Origin of the sequence: Vibrio sp. B1FIG11 (genome assembly GCF_905175335.1) — a bacterium.
In the GTDB taxonomy this organism is placed as follows: Bacteria; Pseudomonadota; Gammaproteobacteria; order Enterobacterales; family Vibrionaceae; genus Vibrio; species Vibrio campbellii.
In genome coordinates this window covers 1832652-1851845 of sequence record NZ_HG992751.1, presented here as the reverse complement: position 1 = coordinate 1851845, position 19194 = coordinate 1832652, and the positions used below count along the sequence as shown (strand labels likewise).

The 19194-nt window shown below is 44.9% G+C and carries 13 protein-coding genes; 4 read left to right on the top strand and 9 right to left on the bottom strand.

Annotated features, from left to right (window positions below):
• Window positions 1–78 precede the first annotated feature (78 nt).
• The gene (locus tag KHO06_RS08850) at window positions 79–249 is read right to left on the bottom strand and encodes a hypothetical protein (RefSeq protein WP_244858337.1); all 171 of its coding nucleotides are present in this window, start codon (window positions 247–249) and stop codon (window positions 79–81) included.
• A gap of 188 nt (window positions 250–437) precedes the next feature.
• Between KHO06_RS08850 and KHO06_RS08845 the strand changes: the two genes are divergently transcribed.
• Complete coding sequence (locus KHO06_RS08845) at window positions 438–1871, top strand: hypothetical protein (protein WP_244858336.1); 1434 nt, start codon at window positions 438–440, stop codon at window positions 1869–1871.
• Between the two features lie 271 nt (window positions 1872–2142).
• Here the strand turns inward: KHO06_RS08845 and KHO06_RS08840 are convergent, their stop codons facing one another.
• The 3 genes from KHO06_RS08840 to KHO06_RS08830 all read right to left on the bottom strand — a co-directional run bounded on the left by KHO06_RS08840 (window position 2143) and on the right by KHO06_RS08830 (window position 6262).
• Entirely contained in the window at window positions 2143–2532 is a 390-nt protein-coding gene (locus KHO06_RS08840; RefSeq protein WP_047479760.1) for a hypothetical protein, read from the bottom strand.
• A gap of 508 nt (window positions 2533–3040) precedes the next feature.
• Window positions 3041–4489: a serine protease gene (locus KHO06_RS08835; RefSeq protein WP_212581368.1), complete on the bottom strand. Its 1449-nt coding sequence runs from the start codon at window positions 4487–4489 to the stop codon at window positions 3041–3043.
• A gap of 180 nt (window positions 4490–4669) precedes the next feature.
• Window positions 4670–6262 carry a S8 family peptidase gene (locus tag KHO06_RS08830; protein ID WP_212581367.1) on the bottom strand — a complete coding sequence of 531 codons (1593 nt, stop codon included), beginning with the start codon at window positions 6260–6262 and terminating at the stop codon, window positions 4670–4672.
• Window positions 6263–6896: 634 nt separating this feature from the next.
• Here KHO06_RS08830 and KHO06_RS08825 point away from each other — a divergent pair.
• Entirely contained in the window at window positions 6897–7883 is a 987-nt protein-coding gene (locus KHO06_RS08825) for a cytochrome-c peroxidase (protein ID WP_212581366.1), read from the top strand.
• Between the two features lie 651 nt (window positions 7884–8534).
• Here the strand turns inward: KHO06_RS08825 and KHO06_RS26745 are convergent.
• The 4 genes from KHO06_RS26745 to KHO06_RS08810 all read right to left on the bottom strand — a co-directional run bounded on the left by KHO06_RS26745 (window position 8535) and on the right by KHO06_RS08810 (window position 13590).
• Window positions 8535–8660 carry a hypothetical protein gene (locus tag KHO06_RS26745; protein WP_256867220.1) on the bottom strand — a complete coding sequence of 42 codons (126 nt, stop codon included), beginning with the start codon at window positions 8658–8660 and terminating at the stop codon, window positions 8535–8537.
• 136 nt (window positions 8661–8796) lie between these two features.
• The gene (locus tag KHO06_RS08820; protein WP_212581365.1) at window positions 8797–10461 is read right to left on the bottom strand and encodes a BCCT family transporter; all 1665 of its coding nucleotides are present in this window, start codon (window positions 10459–10461) and stop codon (window positions 8797–8799) included.
• A gap of 502 nt (window positions 10462–10963) precedes the next feature.
• Window positions 10964–11713 carry a 3'-5' exonuclease gene (locus KHO06_RS08815; protein WP_212581364.1) on the bottom strand — a complete coding sequence of 250 codons (750 nt, stop codon included), beginning with the start codon at window positions 11711–11713 and terminating at the stop codon, window positions 10964–10966.
• Window positions 11710–13590: a DUF294 nucleotidyltransferase-like domain-containing protein gene (locus KHO06_RS08810; RefSeq protein ID WP_212581363.1), complete on the bottom strand. Its 1881-nt coding sequence runs from the start codon at window positions 13588–13590 to the stop codon at window positions 11710–11712. Before KHO06_RS08810 ends, KHO06_RS08815 begins: the two co-directional genes overlap by 4 nt.
• 372 nt (window positions 13591–13962) lie before the next feature.
• Between KHO06_RS08810 and KHO06_RS08805 the strand changes: the two genes are divergently transcribed.
• Window positions 13963–15372 carry an MATE family efflux transporter gene (locus tag KHO06_RS08805; RefSeq protein ID WP_005433760.1) on the top strand — a complete coding sequence of 470 codons (1410 nt, stop codon included), beginning with the start codon at window positions 13963–13965 and terminating at the stop codon, window positions 15370–15372.
• 69 nt (window positions 15373–15441) lie between these two features.
• On the opposite strand, the gene cysS is transcribed toward KHO06_RS08805, so the two are convergent.
• Window positions 15442–16815, bottom strand: a complete 1374-nt coding sequence (gene cysS / locus KHO06_RS08800; protein ID WP_212581362.1) for a cysteine--tRNA ligase — start codon at window positions 16813–16815, stop codon at window positions 15442–15444.
• A gap of 394 nt (window positions 16816–17209) precedes the next feature.
• Between cysS and KHO06_RS08795 the strand changes: the two genes are divergently transcribed.
• Complete coding sequence (locus tag KHO06_RS08795) at window positions 17210–19147, top strand: LTA synthase family protein (protein WP_212581361.1); 1938 nt, start codon at window positions 17210–17212, stop codon at window positions 19145–19147.
• The last annotated feature ends 47 nt before the right edge of the window (window positions 19148–19194 follow it).

The window sequence follows — 19194 nt, the reverse complement described above, 5'->3', positions numbered from 1 at the left end:
CAATTCGCTCCATTAACGCGGCACGACGAAAACGAAAAAGGGAGCTCTATTAAGCTCCCTCTCTTATTTCACAATACCTTAGATATTCGCTAGCTTTTGCAACTCTGCTTTATTCTCCTCAAGCCACGCTTCAAAGCTTTGCGGCTTTTTACCAGTCAACTTTTCAAACGCTTCACTCGTACCATCTGAGTTTGAATAGCGTTTGAGTCTTTGTTCTCTTTCTTGCTGTTTTATTGACAAGAAAAACATTAGAAACCAAACCTATATCATTGATTTATAAATCAATCGCACTTTGATAATATCCGCCATTCTCATCCAAACGAACGATATGGAGAATGGTTTTGGGGCTAGATACTGCTTACATCCCTGTTGCAGAAGAGGACATAAAGTACTTCGTTGAAGACGTTTGTAACAACCCTGATTTGGTTGAACAAAGAGTGAATCAACTCACGCCTTCTGAGCAAGAAAGAAAGTTTCTCACTCATACGCTGTATAAAAACCTCTTAGCTCAGACTGAAAACGACCCATTCGACAGTCATTTTGGTTTTACTTCATGCTGTATTTTGGCGTATCTGTCTCCCTACTATTATGACAGAGGGCAATCGCTAGCAAGATTGGTAGATGAGTTCGGTGGTGAACAATCAGAGCACTTATTTTCGCTATTAAGTCGTTTCCAAACCTTCTTTTCAACCGTGCCTCACTGCGGTTATTCGGGTGGCCCTAATTACTGCTCTGGCTGCTACGTACGTAAAGAAAACATAACCCCACTACTCGATGCGCTCATGCAATTAGATCGCGCTGTCGGCCCTTTATTTGAAGAAGACAGTGGCCTTATTAAAGCACTCAAATACGCACAAAAGCATCGGACAGGCTTACTTGAAGCCTTCGACATACAAGTCCCATCCAGTGGTGAATTTTTCACGAGTCGTTTCAACTTGCGAGCTTGGTATCTTGACAACTTGGATGATGAAAGGATTGAAAAAGAGTGTATAGACACATCCTTCACTATTGGCTTTCCTGTGCCGTCTTCCAGCATTATCGACATGTTTGATACCGGACCTTTGATATTTGACTGGGTCCGCGCTGAAAATCTGTTACCCATCTTTGAAAATGATCCTGATCCCAAGAAAGAACGAGCGGTCAGCGGCCAATTGGAGATCAGACTGATTTTTGAAGAAACAACACCTCTAGTTGTAGTACGAACGACACAAAATACACTGCTGCATGACCCAGAAAACTATGTTGAGAAAATAAGGCTGTCGTTTGAAAAGTACCTTACACAGAATGGGCTAGAGGCGAACTTTTTTGTCTCACTTCATGACTCAGAAAGCATACCAAAAGAGATCAAGTCGGCATCTGATATTGAGGTACGTTATTTTTCAAAGCCAAGCTTTATCTTTAGTAAGCACCAATGGCTGTTCACTTTAGATGATGAGAAGTTAACCATGGAGTTTGGATATTCAGGCCGTATGGTGTTGTCCTTAAATGGGAAAAAGATCGATGAGTATCGACTATCGGATAAAGACATCCATAGAACGGTTTATTTCGCTGGGGGGCATTGGTACACCGTAAGTGTGGATGCAACACAGTATCGTAATGGTGACTTAGATTTAAAGATTTACAAGGGTGTCCAACCAAAAGCGGAATTTAAGTGTTTCAAAGGCGCAGAGCAATATCCGCTATCTAAAAACCTCGTTTTGATGGCTGGTGAGATGGCTACGATTTTTCTTACCCTCATGACGCTGGCCGCTCGCAAACCAATTCTTATCCCTCCACTACTTTTAATCGGTTTTCTGATGTTTAAGTACAATCAACGTCATCATTACTTTCTTAAGCCCAGTTACGAGTTAGAGGAAGATTCCCAACCGTAGACTTAAAAAGCCCACCGCGCGGTGGGCTTTGATTTATTTACTTGAATAAATCTTCGAATTTTAATAATAGAAAACCTATCAATCCGTTGTATTTAAAATCTAACCCTTAATTTTACACATCTCATGCGAAGGCGTAACTTTGCATTTACTACTAAAATATCCTTCAGAAGACCCACTCATGGAACCAGCATACGAAATACAAGTAGCACATAGCGATAAAAATATAATTGTTTTCATTATATATCCTAGGACTTAAATTCATTTCTCATTTTTAATTGATGATACGAGTCACTTCATAATTTCCATCTCGGTAAATTACGGCAAAGTTACTGAAAGATGTCCCAGTGGAAGTGTAAGGTTTAGCGGTTACGTTTCCATCAGCCGTAGCAACCGTTGCCGTCACTTTAGTAACCAAACAAAGGCCTCTTTCATCATCGGTCCATTGTTGGCCAGCGTTTGCAACATAGGAGCTTTGTAAACAAACAGCAAACTCAACTCGTCCCGACACATGAAACTGAGTGGAATTAGCAACGGTTACAAATGGGTACCCCCAACTGTCCGTGTTCTCATCGTAAGATAGGTTCCCTTCTTCAGCAGACATGGTATTTGCAGACATAAGCAATGAAAACACTGATAATAGAGACAACATTTTTCTATTCATAATAAACTTCTTCACGTGTGTAAATTAAAACTAATTTATTAATAAATTTCGCCGACTTCCTCTAGCGGAATCTTATTTACATTATACTTCTATTAATTAAAACACTTGTAAAATTGAAACCAATATATCTTCAAACACCTCCAATGGAATAAATAAAAACACGGAAAATTTAACTTTTCCGTAGATACCAATCTTACGAAGTTTTTATCATGAACATAACTACTGACCTAATAGTCACTCGTTAATTAAAAAAAATTAAAAAGTAAATATAATGAAACTCATGATTTCTTGTGGTTTTAATGACAGATGTAATTTGATGAGTAACTGAGGGGAAAATCGACACAGATAAATTTAAAGGTAGCGGTTTCTATCCGCAATCTAGACTTATAGCTCTAAAATATGTAGTGCGTTTTGTCGTTATTTTTTGAGTGCTGCTTGGAACAAAGCTGCTGAGGTTTGAGGTCTAGGGGACTCAGGGAGCCCCCTACGTGATTGCTACAATTAATAATCACTTCACATCCACGCTCAATGTGACGCCGGAAAACGCCGAATACGCGCTGATAAGAATGTAGAGGTCTTGCGATTCCATTCGCGCTTCACAACTCTCGTTGCTGTTGGCACGATAAGGTCGACAATCGTACGTTGATTTATCCGGTCGGCTCCCAGAAAGCGTATACAAATCCGCATCCCCCGCCCCACCAGACATCGACACAACGATGTCTTGTGTTCTTTCAGAAGCGGGTAAAACAAAGATCAATTGGCCATTTTTAGGCTGCTGTAAATCATTGATCACGTCACCAACGGAGATTGTTGGGTATTCCGATGTTGGAGGCTGCTTACCCATTTTACCTTGAGGCAATTGCCCTCCAAAAACTGGCGCAATTTCTGGCCAAATTCGTTCCATCTTAACCCCTTGGTTTTCACAACCTCCATAGTGGTGAAGTGCGACAACCTGATGGCTATCCGATAGAAGAACCGGGGAGCCAGAAGACCCACCAATCGTGTCACAAAAATAACCAGTATCCGTCCCGGTGCCACGGCCGTTTGCACTCGCGACATCTATCTGACAAAGCCCTGAACCATTCTTGTCACTCTCTATCGCAATCTCTTTTGGATTACCTGCACCATGTTGTGGGATATAAATACCTGAACCGTATACAGGAGGTGTATCCGTTAGTCCTAGATAACCAAACTGGGCAATGGTGTCGAAGTTGGTCACATTAAACAGAGAGTAATCAAGCGTGTAGTCAGTCTTAATCAGCTCATTACCCATGACTTTTACCACTTCATCTAAACTGCCATTACACGTCATACGTTGGTAGTTGAACCACACTTCTGTATTGCGCAACTTACCCGACGTTGAAACGCAGTGGTTATTTGTCATCAGATGGTTTTCTGGTCCCACTCGCCAAGCTGTACAAAGACTTCGGCCATCGATGAGCAATCGCGCGACGGCATGACTCCAACCAAACTCTGTCGGATGGCTTTCTTCCCAACAAGCAGCATCGCGTCGCTCATTAACACCGCAGGTAGAAAGCGTACCTACTTGTTGCAACTTGTCTTCACTGTAGCCTGCCGTGTAGTAATCAATGGCGAGACTGCCAGACTCAGAAGCACGACGCCATTCAATAGTGACAGCGTCACCAGAAATGGAACGTGCGAAAAAGGGCTCATTACTACCTTCGTGATAAGTCACCTTCTCTGCTGAGTTATCAGAGCTCAATGTAACGGAATCACCAACGCCAAGATTGAATTGGGAGAAATGGACTTTGATAAAGCTCGCACCTGAATGATGGAGCTGATATTTGACGGTGTCGTGGTTCTCTTCTGTATTGGTAAATGTATAGGCATGTTCAATTTTGTCCGCCACTTGAATCAATTTTTCCTGCGAAGTCGCCAACGAAGAAAAGAGCAGCGTCGCTAAGAACAAACCAACCTGTATCCTTGGTATTTTCATGATATTTGTCTCTTTAAGAAGTGCGAATCTGAGCGCTCAAGTGACTTCAGGTGAAGGAACTCACTGAAAGTACGAGCATTCGTTCGAGGGAAACGATGGAAGTCCGTCGGTAACCAGCAACTCAGAATTATTTGGGGTTGAGAGATAAAGCCCACCCGAAAGTGGGCTTAATAATGAGCGTTAGTAGTTCGCCTGAATCGTCATACCGTTGTAGCTAGAGTATGCATGAATCATGATATGGTAACGCCCACTTTGAGGCGCAGTCACAGTACATGTTTCGTTGTTGCCGTATTTATATGGTCGGCAATCCCAGCTGCTGCGTGTTGGTTTCGAACCAAAGCGAACGTAGAGGTCAGCATCACCACTACCCCCAATGGTTTGAACAGTTAGACGTTGGCCAGCCTCTAGGTCAGCATAGAAATAGTCCATCGCACCTGTTGCGCCGCTCAAGCCATTCACTGGCACACCAGAGGTTAGCTTGCCTTCTGGATCTGGCGTTGGATTTGGACCACCACAATCTTGACCACAGTCTGAATCCGCCAAGCTATAGAGCAGCTTGTTTACGCTTCCGCGAGTGTCTGTGACTTTGCCATTGGATGCTCGTTCAGCAATCAGTGCCTCTAGCTGGCTTGGTGATAATGCACTGTTTTCTTGAAGATATAGCGCTGCAACACCGGCGACATGTGGCGTTGCCATTGAGGTGCCACTGATGGTTTTGTAGCCACCATCATACCAAGCGGATTTGATTTGCGAGCCCGGTGCAAACACATCGACACAGCTACCCCAGTTTGAAAAACTCGAACGTGAATCTGAGCTCGTTGTGGAGCCAACGGTCACGCCAGAAGGAACGCGAGCTGGTGAATAGTTACAAGCATCCGCATTAGAGTTGCCAGCTGCGAGCAGGAAGCTCACCCCTGATTGAATCGCACTTTGTACTGCGCTATCCAACGCTGTGGATTGTCCGCCTCCCAAACTCATGTTGGCAACAGAAGGTCCGGAAGCGTTAGCAGCCACCCAGTCCACCCCGGCAATGACACCGGATGTCGAACCAGAACCAGAACAGCTAAGTACTCTTACACCAACAATATTCACGTTCTTTGCCACACCATACTGGCTGCCGCCAATGGTGCCGGCAACGTGCGTACCGTGTCCGTTACAGTCACTTGAGTCTGAATCATTATCGACAAAGTCGTAACCAGAAACAGAACGCCCACCAAACTCGACGTGTGAATTGTTCACACCGGTATCGATGACATAAGCCGTTACCCCTGTACCATCAAAGTTGGCGTTGTAGTTACTATCAAGAGGTAGGCTGCGCTGATCAATTCGATCAAGACCCCAAATCGCATTGCTTTGGTTTGCTTCTACCGAGACTATCGGTTCAAGCGTTAGCATTTTATCTTGTTCGATGTAGTCTACTCGGGGGTCAGAGCGTAACTCATCGAGTTGGTTTGCATTCAATGTTGCCACAAAGCCACTAATGGATCGGTCAAATATGGACTCCGCCTGTATCGAATATAAACTGGACATACTGTCCACCGATTGTTGCGTGGACTGTTGAAAATCTGGAGAGTCGCTCGGCATCATTTGCGGCTGTTTAAAGACCACGATATAACGATCCGCGATGGCGACATCGTCCGGAGCGAGCATCAACGCTGCAGGGACTTGTTGTAAATCAGAAGCACCTGGCAGATCCGTTGATTGAGAGTAAACGGAAGCAGAATGAAAACAGATTGCCGAGGTTATACAACAAGTAAGTAGTTTCTTTGACATAAAATGTTCCTTGAAATCATAGTGTTGTTGATTTTTACCTAGTACCAAACTGTCAACACGAAAACACAGACAATCAGCGTAATACGCTCAATACGTGCTGCAGTGACGTTACACAATTCAACCTAGAACAATGCGCAACCGGATGCGTAACTGATAATAATTCGTATACTCAGAAACATGACCAATTCCAAACCTTTCTTGAAATTGAAATGTAATGATTGACTCAGAGTTAGAGCAAACTCCCTAAAATAGAATAATTCTAAACATCGGACTTGTTGGCTGTTATATGTCCTCTACCAACGTCCTATTTGGGCGATAAAATCTCCACTTTTTCTCCAATCTAGAGACTCCATCTCTCAAATTCATTTAATTGCATAATTGACCTAAATCAACGAACCATTCGTTTATATTCTTTGCACAGTTGTAAACAAAAAGTGATCAGAACCGTGGGAAGCAAGCAAAATCAAATCGTGCAAAGTTTGTTCGCTTTTAACATCGTTTTTTGCCATAAAAACCATCGATTTTTTGCGTTTTATCGAAAAAAAACGATTGCTATACCGTGGCTTCCAGAGCGTACCAACACGAAGTACGCCGCCCTAGTGAGAGTGAAAAATCACTTAAAAAGGAAGTTATTATGAAAACTCTTATAGCAGTGAGCGTCTTGTCAGCGCTGTCTTTCGGTGCCTATGCAGAGCGCCAATCCTCAGAGCCCATTAAGGTGATTGAGCCTGTAGCAGGGCTTGATGCGAAGAAAGTAGAACTGGGTAAAACGTTGTGGTTTGAACCTCGTTTATCCGCCTCCAACACCATTTCTTGTAACTCTTGCCATAACATCGCAAAAGGTGGCGTCGATAACCTACCAAGCTCCATTGGTCATAAATGGGCAATTGGCCCTATCAACTCACCAACGGTGTTTAACTCGGATTTGAACTTTGTTCAGTTCTGGAATGGACGAGCCAAAGATTTGCAAGAACAGGCAGCAGGTCCAATCGAGAACCCACTCGAAATGGCCTTTAGCCACCAGCTTGCGATCGACACACTTAAGTCAATCCCTCAATACCGCGAGTGGTTTCAACAAGCCTATGGCAGTGAGACGATCACCATTGATAACGTGACTGACGCGATTGCAACATTTGAGCAGACTCTGCGCACGCCAAACGCACCGTTCGATCTTTGGTTGAAAGGCGACGACAACGCGCTAACCACAGCGCAAGTCGAGGGTTATAACCTATTTAAAGCAAAAGGTTGTACTGCGTGTCACAGTGGCCCATTAGCTGGTGGGCAAATGTACCAAAAAATGGGTTTAGTGAAGCCGTTTGCAACAGACAACCCAGATGTGGGACGTAAGGCGATCACGGGTAATGATTTCGATAAATTTGTGTTTAAAGTACCAACACTGCGTAATGTCGAACTCACCTACCCGTACTTCCACGATGGTTCGGTTTGGGATTTAGAAGAAGCCGTCGCAATGATGGCTGACCTTCAACTTGGCCAGAAGCTAACGAAAGAGGAATCTGGAAAAATCACAGAGTTCTTGCGCTCGTTAACTGGAGACCAACCAGAGGTAACACTGCCTCATCTACCACCATCAACCAACGAGACGGCACGTCCAAATATCTAACTCGGTCGTTCATGAATACCAAAGGAGCCATGGTTGGCTCCTTTGCTGCTTATCAAGCCGCTTTAACACAGCTTCATCTATTGAATATATGACTTTTTCAGTCTCAGCCTCTTGCTGTTATTCCGAGCAATGGCATACCACTCCATATGCACTAACCCAGCTTTTATTAAGAAATACAATGTAATTGAATTTTTTGGACGAGCTTACAGTAAGATATTGATTAGTAGAGTTAAGTGAGAGATCTAAGGATAGATCAAGATGGGATTCAAAACCGTTCAAACACAATCACATTATATCGATGGCATACTCGTAACAGCAGAATACCACCGCCTGTCGACGAGGTTTACCTTGCGAATTGGACAAGAGCTCCTCTATTCAAAACGGCTTTTTATTGTCGCCTTTAAAAACGCTCCAATTACCGTTAACAATCGGAGTTATCGAGTAAGGATCATTTGGTGCTTAATTTGGCGAGCAAGGTTAACGAAAGACGACACAGTGGTGATAGAAGAACTGATTGATAAACGACGTTCTAAGTCATTATTTACTCTTGTATTCTCCACTATCATGCGAAGTTTAAAATATGTATTCAGTTAAGCAGTTTCAAATAGCGATTAGCCGCATTTGAAACTGCATTGTGATCAGGCAAGTCGATTAAGCAACATTCATCTCTTTACCGATAAGATTGACGCGCGCATCGGCAATGATTTCCATCAGTTCGTAACTGACATTGTCCACTTTTCCAACCATGGTTTGGTCAAACAAGTGAAGTGCAAACACCTTCTGTTTCGCACTAGCTGAAACGTTTTGAACAAGAAGAAAATCGCAGCCAACCGATGGTTTTATGCGAAGAATTCAGAAAAGAAAACGGCACGTTGAGACGTGCCGTTTTTGTTAGTTTTGAAGGAAGGTTAAATTACGCTTTCGCTTTCTTCATTGATTTTGATGTTGGGCGCGGCTCATCCATCAAACCTTTCACTAGAGATACCGTTGCAACCAACAGTACGATAGTGAATGGTAGACCAGTTGTTACCGCCATCGCTTGTGCAGCCGCGAGACCACCGCCAAGCATTAGCGCGATTGCAACTAAACCTTCGAATGTACACCAGAATACACGTTGAGGTGTTGGTGCATCTACTTTACCGCCAGCTGCAATCGTATCGATCACAAGCGAACCAGAATCCGCTGATGTGATAAAGAACACCACAACCAGAATAATACCCACGATAGAGGTGATTTGAGACAGTGGCATCACATCTAGCATCGCGAACAGTTTAAGTGGAAGCTCTGCATCAAATACCGCTTGGTAACCATCGTTCACGTATTGGCTGATCGCCGTACCACCGAATGCCGTCATCCATAATACACACACGGTTGATGGGATCAGGATAACACACACGATGAACTCACGAACTGAGCGACCACGAGATACACGCGCGATAAACATACCGACGAATGGTGACCATGAAATCCACCACGCCCAGTAGAACGCAGTCCAACCTTGTGAGTAGTTAACGTCTTCACGGCCGAATGGCATTGAAAGCGCTGGAACATTCGCAAGGTAGGACATGATGTTCTCGAAGAAACCAGTCATGATAGCGACTGTCGGGCCCACGACGATCACGAACAAAAGCAATAGTGCCGCTAAGCCCATATTGATTTCAGATAGGCGTTTTACACCACTATCCAAACCAGCGACTACTGAGATCAAAGCAAGTGCTGTGATGATCACGATAAGCACAACTTGCGTTGTCTCTGTCATCGGAATACCGAACAAGAAGTTTAGACCTGTAGCTGCTTGTGATGCGCCGTAACCAAGAGACGTCGCAAGACCAAATACCGTCGCGACTACCGCTAAGATATCAATAATGTGACCAACCCAACCCCAAACTCGCTCGCCAAAAAGAGGATAGAAAATAGAACGCATCGTTAGAGGTAGGCCTTTATTGAACGAGAAGATCGCCAAGCCTAGAGCCAATAGTGCATAAATTGACCATGGGTGAAGTGCCCAGTGGTAAATCGTTGCTGCCATACCAAGTGCAGACGCAGCTGATGTATCACCCTCTGCTGCGCCTAGTGGAGCCCAGTCAGTACGAACACCATTCTCAACGTTCACACCGCCAAGAGCAGCACTGAAGTGAGACATAGGTTCAGATACGCCAAAGAATACCAGACCGATACCCATACCAGCAGCAAATAGCATCGCTAACCAGCCTGCGTAAGTGTAGTCCGGTGTTGCTTCTGTACCGCCAATACGAACGCGACCAAGTGGCGTTACGATCAGGATCAAACACACCACGACAAACACGTTGCCTGCAGTTAGGAAGAACCAATCAAGATTTGACACTAGCCAACCACGCAAACCCGCAAAAAACGGTTCTACTTGTTGTCGGAAAGTCAGTGTTAACACTACGAACAGGATGATCGACATACCTGAAATAGCAAACACACGGTTGTGAATATCAAGTCCAAAAGGACCTACTTTTAACGCGACGTTGTCCTGACCAATCTGGTAATCAGTATCGATCGGGTTCACCTTACCGTCGGGGCGTTGTATACCGCCATTGTTGTCGGTGCTCACGATTTATCTCCTCAAAAACGTGGCTATATTTAAGTTCAAATTAAGCTTGATGTAGGAAGCCGAGTGATGACTTTCTTGTGTCACTTGCTGCAAAGCTTATGTGCGATCGTTGTGTCGCTTTTAGAAGGGTTGCTCTACTTTATAATTTTACCTTCAACCGTCCTGATATCGCATTGCATTTTGTTATCAGGACGACTAATAAAATTTGTCACCAATGCATTAACGAGACTAGGGTCTATTGACCTTTCGAGCTGATTTTTGCAGCGAATTGTTGGATATTTATACAAGACAGAGACTTTGCTATGTAGCTAGCCTACATGAGAAGTCGATAACGCAGTAGAAATGACCAACAAACGCTGCCCAAAGGGTTCGGCTAAAATCGTTTTATGCTTTGTTAAGGAGTATTTGCTTAGAATGACTAGGCGACACACTCCTTGTCGCGCCTAAAACGATTTTATCTCGAACAAAATTTAACCGCGAAAGATCAACAGACCCTAATAACTCACTGCCAAATCACAGACAGCGGCATGTCACCGTCAAAGTGGTATTGCAACTGCGCCTGTAACAACTCAGCGGTAGCAAGAGCATCGGTCAGCGCATGGTGTGGCTGATAAGCAGGCAAATGGTAACGCTCACGCGCATGACCGAGACGTACCGAGCCAGGCTTTTTACCTTTGAGCTTGTTCAACCAACCTTCACACTCTCGACGCTGAATGGCGTATTCGATGTCCAACGTATCAACGACTGGAAATTGAATCCCCTCTCCCAGGCTGTTTAACAATGCGTTATTGAAGAATTGACGCTCGATGTTTTTGTAGTGCACCACCACAATCTTTCCGGCTAACTCATCAAGAATGGCATCTAGAATTTGCTCAAGTTGTGGCGCATTCTTCACTTCGGAATCGGTAATGCCGTGAATCACCACCGACTCTTCATTCAATTCTCGATTTGGATTCACCACCCAATGGCGAGATCCGCTGCACTGCACTCGCCCTAGCGTAAATGGCACTAAACCGATGGTGAGAATGGCGTCTTGCTCGGCGTTCAAACCCGTTGTCTCGAAATCGACGGAGACAAACGGTACCTCTTTTAATGGCGTATCACCATTCACAATAGGCGTAGAGTAATAGCGTTTTAATCGAGTATCTTTCGCTTGCTCGGCAAGTTGCTCAAAGAAGATCGGCCAATCGGGTGTCTGGCTGGTATCAAGCAAATCGCGACTGTCTTGCTTTTGTTTCGAAAACCACATCATTTGCCACTTCTCTGATAACGGAACTTAATGTAGTTCTGCGCGTTGCTGAGGATTTGGAATGCGGCTTTTAAGTTACGGCGTTCAAACTCCGACATCTCTTCTGGCTCGATGTTGTTATCCGGCTCTTCGCCGTTTTCGATATCCAACGCTTGATGTCGGATTCGCACCATGTAGATCAACTCCATCGCGTCTTTTAAGTCCATGCCGCGACCTTTCGGTAAGATGCCCGCATTGTTGATGTCATCTAGACGTTCAAACGAGTTTTGCGAACGAGAGCCAATCGCCAAAGCGTGGACCCGAATTAGATCCGCCATTGGTGCGGTACCGCGACGCTTCAAGTTAATGGAATTGCGATGACGCCCGTCTTTCTCCATCACGAAGTCTTTAAAGAACCCAAGTGGCGGCGTGCGACGAATCGCGTTGTAAGCCATACAAGCTAAGAAGCGGCTATTCTTCTTGGCGCGGCGGACAATGAATCCACTCAACTGCTCTGCCCATTTTACGCGTCCATGTACACCAAGTAAGTCGAAGAATATATTGCTGTGCAGAAGTCGCTCTGGCGTTGGATCATCAATCCAATTCGCAAAACACTCTTCCCATTCGGAGCGCGTTTTACGCCACTCTGGGTTAGTCGCCATGATGTCGCCAGTACAGTAGGTGTAACCGCACTCCGCCAATCCATCACAAATGAACCTCGCAAACTGAGCAAAGTACTCACCATGCAGTGCTGGGTCGTAACTGTTATCCAGAATCAGCGCGTTATCTTGGTCTGTGACGATCAGCTGCTCATCACGCGCCATGGAACCCATAGCCAACAAACAATAAGGGATGGGCGCTGGACCTAATTCTTGTTCTGCTAACTCTGCCAGTCGTTGTTTGAAGCTGCTGCCAATCACCGACATAGCACGCCCTACCATGTGGGCATTTGCATCTTCACTCACCATTCTCACAAAGCAGTCTTTCACTTGTTTAGAAACCGCTTTGAGATCTTCGACTGAGTTTTGTTGGAAGATAGAGCTCACAAGCAACAAGCTGTTTTGCGATTCATAACGGACGATATCTGTCATGCTAATTACGCCGATGGGCTTTTTGTCTTTAAGAATAGGCAGATGATGGACGTTGTAACGTAGCATTGTCAGCATGGCTTCAAACACATAAGCACTGTAATCGAGCGATACGACGTCGTAGCTCATCACTTCACTTACAGGAATATCACTGTCTCTACCTTCAGCTAAAACGCGCACACACAGATCCTTCTCGGTCAAAATACCAAGCAGTTGGTCATCGTCGTCTTCGGTAATGTCTTCTTGCGCGCGGACAATCAAAAGCGCAGTGACGCCTTCTTCCGCCATCAAGATTGCGGCCTCACGCACCGTTGCAGTGGCTTCTAACGTTACTGGCTCGCGGCTTAAGATCTTGCGCGCTTTCGCAGTAGTAAAGTCATTACCATCTGACTGGTTTGATACCGCGGTACGCAGCCTAGCGCTGTCTTCCAATTCCATGAAATCAGCAAAGTTCTCAAACTCGTCACATAGCTCAGTGAAAATCTTCTCTGGAATGCAGTAAACCAAGGTGTCTTCAATCGCTTTAGCTGGCATGCGGACACGGTTATTCATCAACAACCCCATTTGTCCAAACAAGCCACCAGCATCGATACGGTTGTACAACTCGCCTTTGCGACGGAAGATTTCCACCACACCACTGCGGATCATGTACAAATCACGAATGTCATCGCCTTTCTTGAGAATGTCTGTCCCTGCGCGGTAATACGCGACTTCGGCATTCATTGCGATGTTTCTCAGGTGCTCTTCCGGTAAGTCATCAAAAGGTGGGTATTGGCTAATGAAACTGAGTACTTCTAATTGCTCGGCTTCCATTGTTTATTCCATGCATTGCCTAAACTAAGGCGATAAATATCACCAAGAAAATAATCACACAATAAATAAATCGAGAGGTCAGATAAAAAGATTTGTAACCATCGAAAAGCGGAATAATGACTGATTATTATTGAAACGAGCGTGTCGAAAATCGCTTGTTTTCATCTAAAAATGAGCAGTAAAAAACGCGATACATTCACAAGACAAATGACATATTTAGAAGCCAAAGCAATCGTTTTCTTGTGATCTAAATTACATATTGAACGCAAGAACAAAAATCCGTATATTGCGCCTGCCTACGCGGCACACCCTACAATGCACAACGCTATCCTGCTTCCACTGGTGCATTGATATTGGTGTTTAACTATATCCATGCAAAACACACCTTCCTCTTTTTCTCGCTTTTTTAAAGAATCGGGCGCTTTGTTACATCTATCGATCCCTATCATTCTGATGCAACTTGCCACTCAGTCAATGGGCTTTATCGATACCACAATGGCAGGCCAAGTGAGTGCTGCCGACCTCGCTGCGATCGCACTTGGCACCAGTTTATGGCTACCCGTTTCGCTATTGCTTCGCGGCATCATCATGGCATTAACACCTGTCGTGGCTTACCATCGCGGCGCACAAAGTTTGGATAACGTGCGTATCGCATTTATTCAAATGCTTTGGTTGTCGGCGTTCGTTAGCGCAATTTTGATTGTTTACTTGCTACTTGGTGAAACCATTCTCGTTGGCCTAGGCGTTGCGCCTGAGATCATTCCTATCGCCAGTGATTACGTGGTTGCGTTGGCTTTTGGTGTTCCAGGCATTGCGCTTTTCTACACTTTGAATGGCTTCTGCGAAGGGATGAACAACACTCGCGCACCGATGCTGATTTCTGTGATTGGTTTGTTAGTCAACATCCCTGTTAACTACATTCTGATTTACGGCAAATTCGGCATGCCGGCTCTGGGTGCGGTTGGCTGTGGCTGGGCAACAAGCTTGGTTTACTGGTTAATGTCTGCCCTACTGTTTAGCTACATCAAACGCCATCATCACTACAAAAACATTCTGCACTTCGCTGAGCTAAAGCCGATATGGCAAGAGATCAAACAGCTGTTCAAACTCGGTATGCCGATTGGTTTGAACATTGCGGTTTGTGGCAGCATCTTTGCGGTGATTGCGCTATTGATTGGTCGTATTGGTGCAGAGAACGTTGCCGCAGCACAGATTGCACTGAACATCTCTAGCATGACGTACATGATCCCAATGAGCCTTTCCTTTGGTATCACGATTCGTGTTGGTCATGCCTTGGGTGAACAAAAACTTGAAACAGCTTCTCATCGCAGCTTGGTAGGAATCATTACCGCAGCGTTACTGTCGCTGATTTCAGTCGGTTTCTTCCTGCTGTTCCCAGAATGGATCATTCGTTTGTACACCACAGATCCTGTAGTTTCCGCAACGGCGGCTACTCTGTTGATGTTTACTGCAATGTACCAATTCAGCGACGCGCTACAGACCTCTGCGAACGGCGCTCTGCGTGGCTACAAAGATACTAAGATCCCGATGATTCTGGCGATTCTAGCCTACTGGGGCTTGGCGCTTCCACTGGGTATGTTGTTGGGTATCACGGATGAAATCGTTCCTGCAATGGGCGAAGAAGGCTTCTGGATTGGTATCGTAACCGGCTTAACTACAGCAGCAATTGCAATGCTGATTCGCTTGACGCTAGTGATTAAGAAATACAATCAAACCGCAGAAGTGAATACGGCTTCGCAACCTGAGTTAGCGATTCAATAGCGACGAGAGCGTTGATCGTTTCAATTAGAAAGGCTCACTATCGCAGTGAGCCTTTTTTTTTCCAGCTTACTAGCCTTGTTTACTTACCGTTGAACCATCACCAGCATCGTTGATTCTGTAGCCAAGTTCGGCAACTTTCTGGCGGATTTCGTCAGCTTGTTGGTATTCCTTCTGCTTTTTCATTTGCAAACGCAACTCTACCAATTCCAAGATCTCGCTAGGGATTTCCTCTTCTTCTACTTTATCAAGCTCCAAACCAAACACACGGTCAAAATAGCGCGCCGTTGCTTTTTTATCTGCATCGTTTAATGCACTTCCAAGCAACTCCCACATCAATGCGATCGCTTGTGGCATGGCTAAATCGTTGTTGATGAGTGACATAAAACGCTCAACATACGTTTGGTCGACTTTGCCACCTTCTGGTAGTGCCGACACTTTCGCTTTCAGGCGCTTTAAAGCGGTTTGTGCAGCGTCTAAGCTCTCCCAAGTAAAGCTCAAATGACTGCGATAATGACTGGTCAATACCAAGTAACGGTAAGCCAGCGGGTCATAGCCTTTCTCGATTAAGGCATCAAGACGAAGTGACGTACCGGACTTAGAGATCTTCTCTTTGTTCAATTGAAGGAAGAAGCCATGCAGCCAGTAATTCGCTTGAACGTGCCCATTCTTTGCTTGGCATTGGGCAATTTCGTTGGTGTGGTGAACTGGGATATGGTCTTCCCCACCAACATGAATATCGAACACTTCCCCAAGGTACTTCTCTGCCATCGCAGAACATTCAATGTGCCACCCTGGAAAGCCAACTCCCCAAGGGCTTTCCCATTCCATTTGTCTTGGTGTTTCGCCGCTAAACTTCCAGAGTGCAAAATCGGTTGGACTCTTTTTCTCTGCCATTTCGACGCGAATACCCGCCTCTAAACCCTCGCGGTCCAATTTGGCAAGTTTTCCGTAATCCGGAAGCTTAGCTGAATCAAAATAAACGCCATCGGAAGTTTGATAGGTAAAGCCCTTTTGCTCAAGCTCTAGGACGAATTCAATCTGTTCTTGAATGTGCTCGGTAGCGCGACAAATAATGGAAGGCTTAATGATGTTGAGGCGATTAAGGTCATCCAAAAACACGTCTTCAAAATACTTTGCGATCTCCCAAGCAGACTTGTTCTGTTTTCTCGCGCCCTTCTCCATTTTATCTTCACCAGTATCGGCATCAGACACCAAGTGGCCAACATCCGTGATGTTCATAACGTGGTTTACGTCGTAGCCGTTGAGCTCTAACGTGCGCCTTAGCACATCCACAAAAAGGTAGGTTCTCAAGTTCCCTGCATGCGCATAGTCGTACACCGTCGGACCACAAGCGTACAAACCAACTTTACCTGTTTCGATGGTATTGAACGGCTCAAGGGTGCGCCCCAGTGTATTGAATAGTTGTAATTTTGACTGACTCATATTGTTATTCCTTTAAATGCAAAAAGGCCGCGGATGAAAACATCGGCGGCCTTTAATATGTCTGTATGATCTTTTGCTAACTAATAGCTACGCGAAAGCCGCCGCACGTCTTGGGAGGTGCGACAACAACAGTTAGTCGAGATAGAAATAGCTAAATAGTTCATACCCAACACCCTAAATAAGAAATCGTTAGAAATCAACCCTGTGATTATCACGCCTTTCGTGGCGATAAATTGAACTGCGTATGCCGTATGGCATTGCTCCGCCTTACAAATCCGTACCAATCATTACAATTAAATTTATAAATAAACCTTATATTTCACGTTTGTTTCACGTTTTATTTGATAAAAAACGCTGCATAACGTCTTACACATCAATAAATTAGGGATTGTTTATGAAGAAGCCCGCATTTGGGCCTTTGCAGCCTATTGCTGTATTTGCGCTATTTTCGCTCGCTTTTCTCTCTGTTTCGCGAATTTTACTGGCCATTTGGCTCGCTGACCGAATCGAATCTTTTAACGACCTCATCTATATTCTTGGTCAGGGCCTACGCGTAGACTTCGCGACTATCTGTTGGTTGTTCATTCTTCCAGGCTTACTCTCTGCTCTATTGCCCGTACAAGGTAAAATAGGTGCATGTTGGAAACTAGTTCTCCGCTGCTGGATGGTCGCTGGTTTATGGATCTTGGTTTACATGGAGCTTGCTACTGCCCCATTTATTCAAGAGTATGACCTGCGCCCTAACCGCTTGTTTGTTGAGTACCTCATTTACCCGAAAGAAGTATTCAGTATGCTTTGGACCGGTTACAAGTTAGAGCTCTTCATTGGTACAGTAGGCACTGCTATCACCCTTTTCCTTGGTTGGAAGTGGAGTAAAAAACTCACCGACAATGCTCAGCAAGTAAACTGGAAATGGCGCCCGTTGATTGCAATATTGGTTGTATTGATCGGTGTCGGCGGTGCACGCTCTTCGTTAGGTCACCGTCCTCTTAACCCTGCGATGGTGGCATTTTGTAATGATCCTCTGCTCAATGACTTGGCACTTAACTCCTCTTATTCATTGCTGTTTGCTGTGAATAATATGAAATCCGAGAAAAGCGCTGAGCAGTTTTACGGCAAGATGGACAACCAGAAGATGCTTGAGCTTGTTCGCTCCTCTTCAACTAAGTCTGACTTCGACCCTTCATTGCTACCAACGATGAACACCAACAAAGCCACCTATCAAGGTAAACCAAAGAACTTGGTAATTTTGCTTCAGGAAAGTTTAGGTGCTCAGTTTGTTGGTTCACTCGGTGGTCTTCCACTAACACCAAACTTCGATAAGTTAATGGCTGAAGGTTGGCAGTTCACCCAAATGTACGCGACGGGCACACGCTCTGTCCGTGGTATTGAGGCAGTGACAACCGGTTTTCCACCATCGCCTTCTCGCGCCGTGGTGAAACTGAGCAAGAGTCAGACAAACTTCTTTACGATTGCCGATCTTCTTAAAGCAAATGGCTACCACACCGAATTCATTTACGGTGGCGAAGCAAACTTTGACAATATGAAGTCGTTCTTCTTCGGCAATGGTTTCGACCAAATTGTTGAAGAAAAAGATTATGAGAACCCAGAATTTGTTGGCTCTTGGGGGGTAAGTGATGAAGATCTTTACACCAAAGCAAACCAAGAATTTGAACGTTTGTCTAAAACAGATAAGCCTTTCTTTAGTCTGGTATTCAGCTCGAGCAACCACAGCCCTTACGAATATCCAGAAGGCAAGATCGAACCTTATGATTCTGAATTTATGACACGCAACAACGCAGTTAAGTATTCAGACTATGCGATTGGCACATTCTTTGACAAAGCGAAGAAATCATCTTACTGGGATGACACGATTTTCATTGTCATTGCTGATCACGATGCTCGTGTTTCTGGTGCAAACCTAGTACCGGTGAAACACTTCCACATTCCAGCATTGATCATTGGCAAAGGTGTTGAGGCTCGTAAAGATGACCGCATTGCTAATAACTTAGATATGCCGCCGACCCTCCTTTCGTTGATTGGTGTGGATGCGACATCACCAATGATTGGTCGTGACCTTACCAAGCCGCTAGCCCGTGAAGATGAACGTGCCATGATGCAATACGACAAAAACTTTGGTTACCTAACCCGAGATAATCTTGTTGTATTCTCTCCGGGAGAAAAGGTATCGACGATGCAATACAACTTCGATAATCAAACGATGGAACCTACCGAAGTAGCTCCGGAAGTTATCGAGCGAGCAAAAGCCAACGCATTGTTTGCGTCTAAGGCTTATCAAAACAACTGGTATTCTTCCAAGGTAACGAAGTAGATAAAGATAAGGAGCGCACCATGCGCTCCTTTTTCATGGTCACTCCT